6 protein-coding genes and 1 pseudogene are annotated in these 3,861 nt (G+C 66.8%); 6 read left to right on the plus strand and 1 reads right to left on the minus strand.

Annotated elements, in window-relative coordinates; genetic code table 11:
- Positions 1–168: 168 nt before the first annotated feature.
- From ABZX79_RS37705 to ABZX79_RS37720, 4 genes are all read left to right on the plus strand, one after another.
- On the plus strand, positions 169–399 hold the full coding sequence (locus tag ABZX79_RS37705; RefSeq protein WP_355268550.1) for a hypothetical protein: 231 nt from the start codon (positions 169–171) through the stop codon (positions 397–399).
- Entirely contained in the window at positions 396–971 is a 576-nt protein-coding gene (locus ABZX79_RS37710) for a sigma-70 family RNA polymerase sigma factor (protein ID WP_355268553.1), read from the plus strand. The genes ABZX79_RS37705 and ABZX79_RS37710 overlap by 4 nt, the downstream gene beginning before the upstream one ends.
- On the plus strand, positions 971–1,696 hold the full coding sequence (locus tag ABZX79_RS37715) for a hypothetical protein (RefSeq protein WP_355268555.1): 726 nt from the start codon (positions 971–973) through the stop codon (positions 1,694–1,696). Before ABZX79_RS37710 ends, ABZX79_RS37715 begins: the two co-directional genes overlap by 1 nt.
- A 166-nt stretch (positions 1,697–1,862) precedes the next feature.
- Positions 1,863–2,036: a hypothetical protein gene (locus ABZX79_RS37720; protein ID WP_355268558.1), complete on the plus strand. Its 174-nt coding sequence runs from the start codon at positions 1,863–1,865 to the stop codon at positions 2,034–2,036.
- 179 nt (positions 2,037–2,215) lie between these two features.
- Here ABZX79_RS37720 and ABZX79_RS37725 read toward each other — a convergent pair whose 3' ends face one another.
- A complete protein-coding gene (locus tag ABZX79_RS37725) occupies positions 2,216–2,698 on the minus strand; it encodes a hypothetical protein (protein ID WP_355268561.1) in 483 nt (160 codons plus the stop codon).
- A 381-nt stretch (positions 2,699–3,079) separates the two neighbouring features.
- Here ABZX79_RS37725 and ABZX79_RS37730 point away from each other — a divergent pair, with 381 nt between their 5' ends.
- Positions 3,080–3,337, plus strand: coding sequence for a hypothetical protein (locus ABZX79_RS37730; protein WP_355268564.1), 258 nt, complete (start codon positions 3,080–3,082; stop codon positions 3,335–3,337).
- Positions 3,338–3,345: 8 nt separating this feature from the next.
- Positions 3,346–3,715, plus strand: a pseudogene (locus tag ABZX79_RS37735) (hypothetical protein).
- Positions 3,716–3,861: the final 146 nt, after the last annotated feature.

Genomic DNA, 3,861 nt, shown 5'->3' on the forward strand with positions numbered 1-3,861 from the left:
GGCACGTGCCGCATCCTGCCCCACCCGTCACCCCACACAACCCACATGCCCCAACCACACCTGCTACCTCCTCTGCACCGCCATCCCGCACTCCATAAATCGGCCTTTATCCAGCCACTACAGATGAAAACGACCTCTAAGAAGCCGACTTGGAACGAAGGAAGGTCCGTGAGGCTTCACCAGGTCTGGTGTGCCACGGCGCGAGCCGTCGTACACCAGCTGACCGACGCGGGCTTCGGCCCCGGTCTCCACCGTGGCGTCCGCATCGCCTCGCAGGCTCGCCCGGAGCACCGCTCCGCTGTGCGCGTCGCACCATCCCAGCCCCCGCAGCAGATCAAACCGGAGCCGCACGGGCTGCGTCGCCTCGCTCTGCCTCCACACCAGCGGGAGGTGCGGTGAACGATTCGTCCGGCCAGGGCAGCGACCTGACGCAGCCCGCTGAACTTCAGGCTTTCGGGGTGTTCTTCGCCAAGCACAAGGAAGAGTTCCTGCGCATCGCTGTACGGCGGCTGCGCAACCTGCACGACGCTGACGAAGCGCTCATGGACGCCGGGATACAGATGTGCCGCAAGTGGCCGCGTATCGAGGCTCATCCCAATCCGCTGGCCCTCGCGCACACCATCCTGCGCACGGCGATCACCGACTTCTACCGCAGGCGTGTCCGGCACACCAGCCGCGAAGTTTCCATTCCGGGAACGTCGTACACCGCGTACGCCGACACACCCACCGTCGACGACATCCTCATGCTCCGCGGCTACGACCGGCTCGACCGCGCCCTTGACCGCCTGCGAGCACGGGCACCCCAGCAGGCCGAGTGCGTCCGGCTGCGCTACCTCGAAGACCAGACCTTCGACGAAATCGCCGACCAGCTCAGCATCACGAAGGAAGCCGCCAAGGCCAACATCCAAAAGGGACGAAAGAACCTACAAGCTCTCATGGATCTCCCCGAACCGGGGGAAGGGGATTCCTGATGATCGAAGAAACTTTGCGCGCCGAGGCGCAGGTACTCCACGACATGATCAGCACACACGACACCGACGACTTCATGCAGCGCCTGGCCGTCCGCATCGCGCAAGACGCCGCTCGCCCGCCCAGGGTGCAGACCGGCCCCAGCCCACAACCCGCAGATGAAGAAGGCGAACCGGCCGGCCCAGTCGCACTACCCCCTTCGTACAAAGCGCCCCTTCAGCGGTTCGCCCGCCCACGAATCCGCAGGGCCCTGCGGCGCCGGCCCACGCCGATCATCACGCGCGACCCGGCAGCTCACCCGGCGGCGGTACTCGACTACGTCCGACGCACCTGCGAAAGCGTGCTGCGCTCCGACGAAATCGACACCCTGCTGGCCTTCGACAGCGACTACGATCGAGCGGGCGCCCGCACCTTCGCATGCCTGCTCTACACCTTGGACCGCTGCGAAAGCGCCTTGTACTGGTGGCGGTTCGCCGCAGGAGCAGGTGACTCACTCGCCGCTCACCTGCTCGCCGCACCCCACGCCGGCGCCGACTGCGTACGAGACGCCCGCCTGTGGCGCACCTTCGCCCGAATGCTCGGCTACACGCCTGACCGGCACCGCCCACAGCCTGTCCAGGGGAGGGCGACCATCGCCGAAGGTCTCGCCCGCCAAGCCCCGTGGAGCACCGAGCTGCGCAACTTCATGACGTTCGAACAGCTCCCCGACGCTCTCGTCAGGCACTGACTCACTTCTGCGGCCGCGCTGGTACCCCATGGCAGGTACCAGCGCGGCGCGGCAACGGCAACGTCGCCACCCCTCCTGAAGACCGGACCGACACATCAGCCGCCGGATAACGCCAAGGCCGACCGGGGGCTGCCCACCATGCCCGAATTCCGAAAAGGAGCACCCGATGCCCCCCACCCTGGCCCCTCCCGCTCCCCGCCCCGGTCCGCTGACCCGGTTCGTGCGCTGGGCAGCCCGCCGTCGGCGAACCGCCCTCATGCACCTGCTGCGCGGAATCTGCTACGGCACCGGCACCGCCCTGGCAGGAGTCCTCGGCGTGTGGATCCAGAGCCGTCTGTGACTCACCGTTCGGCTTCGATGCGAGCGACGCGTCCGGAGGAAACGGCGCATGCACCGCGACGCACGGGATCTTCTTCAGCCAGCCGATGTCGGGGCATCCTGGCATCGACGCGTTCGACGGCCTGGATGCCTTCAGAGGTGTCCAGGCCGTCGCCGTTGGGCTGGTTCAGATGGTGAGGGTCAGTCGTCGTCCTGGGCCGAGGGGTAGATCCGCCACAGCTGGGAGAGGTTCGGGCCGCCCCACATCCGGGTCAGACCCACCAACCGGTCGTTGCCCTGCAAGTGGTCGGAGATGGCGAGGGCGTAGCCCGGGTGTACGACGGAGACGATGTAGAAGTCGTTGCTCCTCTCCGAGTGGGACACCAGCTGCCACTGCTGGTTGAGACTCTTGCCGCGCTCCTGGAAGGTCACGATGTCGGGCGGGTTGGCTCCCGCCGTGATGGACCGGCGGTTGGCGTAGGACTCGATGCGCACGGTGCTGCTGTCGGCGGTCTGCCGCAGGAGCCATCGGTGCGAGGTGCTGTCCTTGTGGAAGGGGTCTTCCGCCCAGGTCTGGATGTGGTTGCCGACGCCGTCGTGCCAGTCGTTGCACATCAGGTACGTGCCGGTGACGTGATGTGTCATCGTTACCGGTCCGCCTGCGAGCAGGATCAACTCTGGCATGGCAGTGCTCCTCAGTCTCGGGTGCAATACGGGACAGGTGGCGCGCGCCGGGCATTACCTTAGGTTCCGCCCCACTGCAGCCGCAGGAGGGCGAATCAGCCACTAGCTGGAAATATCCCCTGGCCTGTCGCCGGGTAGCTGATCGCCCCGAACGCGGCCTGACGTCAAAGATCAAATCCTTGGCGTCAACGGCTGTGCCGATGGTGCCCCCGAGGCCGCACATAGATCCCCGCGTTCACCTCGCCTCTGATCTTCGAGCCATAGCCTCCAGCCGCAACCGACGCCTTGAACGCGAAGCAGGCCAGGTCAGGCCCCTACGCATGGCGACTAACGGGTACGGGTACGTACCCGTACCCTTGAGGGATGGGAAGGAGTACGACGATGTCTGATGCCAATGTCCGTATCCCCGAGGAAGCCAAGGACCGGCTGGCCGCCATCGCGGCCGCCGAGGGCCTGTCGCTGCGTGCCTACCTAGCCCGCCTCGCCGACACTCTGCTGACTCCGCAAGAACGCGCCGAGCGCGCGGAGCAGGCTCGTGCGGCACTGGAGGCGTGGAACGGCTATGCCCCGTCCACGGCTGAAGAACACGACTTGGACAGTGAGCTGGACCGGCGCCTTGCCGAGGTGAAGAGCCGGTGACCGAGGCCATGCACATCGTGCTGGACGAGACGGCGATGACCGCGGCCGGCCAGGGCAACATCCTTGCTTCCCGGCTCATCCACCGGGCCCACGCCGAATCCGGCTGGTTCCTGTACGCCCCGGCGTGCGCACTGGTCGAGGCAGAACGTGCCAGGCCGGGAAACAGCCGAGCATCTGGCCACCTTACCGGGCATCACGGTCGTCGACCTAGACCTGGCCGCCGCCCTGACTGTGGCACGGCAGGAAACATGGGCGGCGGCGCACAGCCAGTACGCTGCGCAGCCCACGCCCGACCGGCCGGACGGCGCGATCGTCGCCACCACCGTCCCGAAGCGGTGGGAGGGCGAGCCGGTCCGCGTCCTGGACTTGAACCCCTGAGCCGGTCCCGTCGACGCGGTGGCGTTCCGAGGTGGTGTCAGACCTGCGGCTTAGTAGTGCTTCGTTAGGTTTTGGGTCTGCTCTTGGCGAGGGGGCGGCCGCAGGTGGTGCAGATGCCGGTCCAGCACTTCAGCAGGTCCTGAAAG

It is taken from the genome of Streptomyces sp. NPDC002994 (genome assembly GCF_040611155.1).
GTDB lineage: Bacteria > Actinomycetota > Actinomycetes > Streptomycetales > Streptomycetaceae > Streptomyces.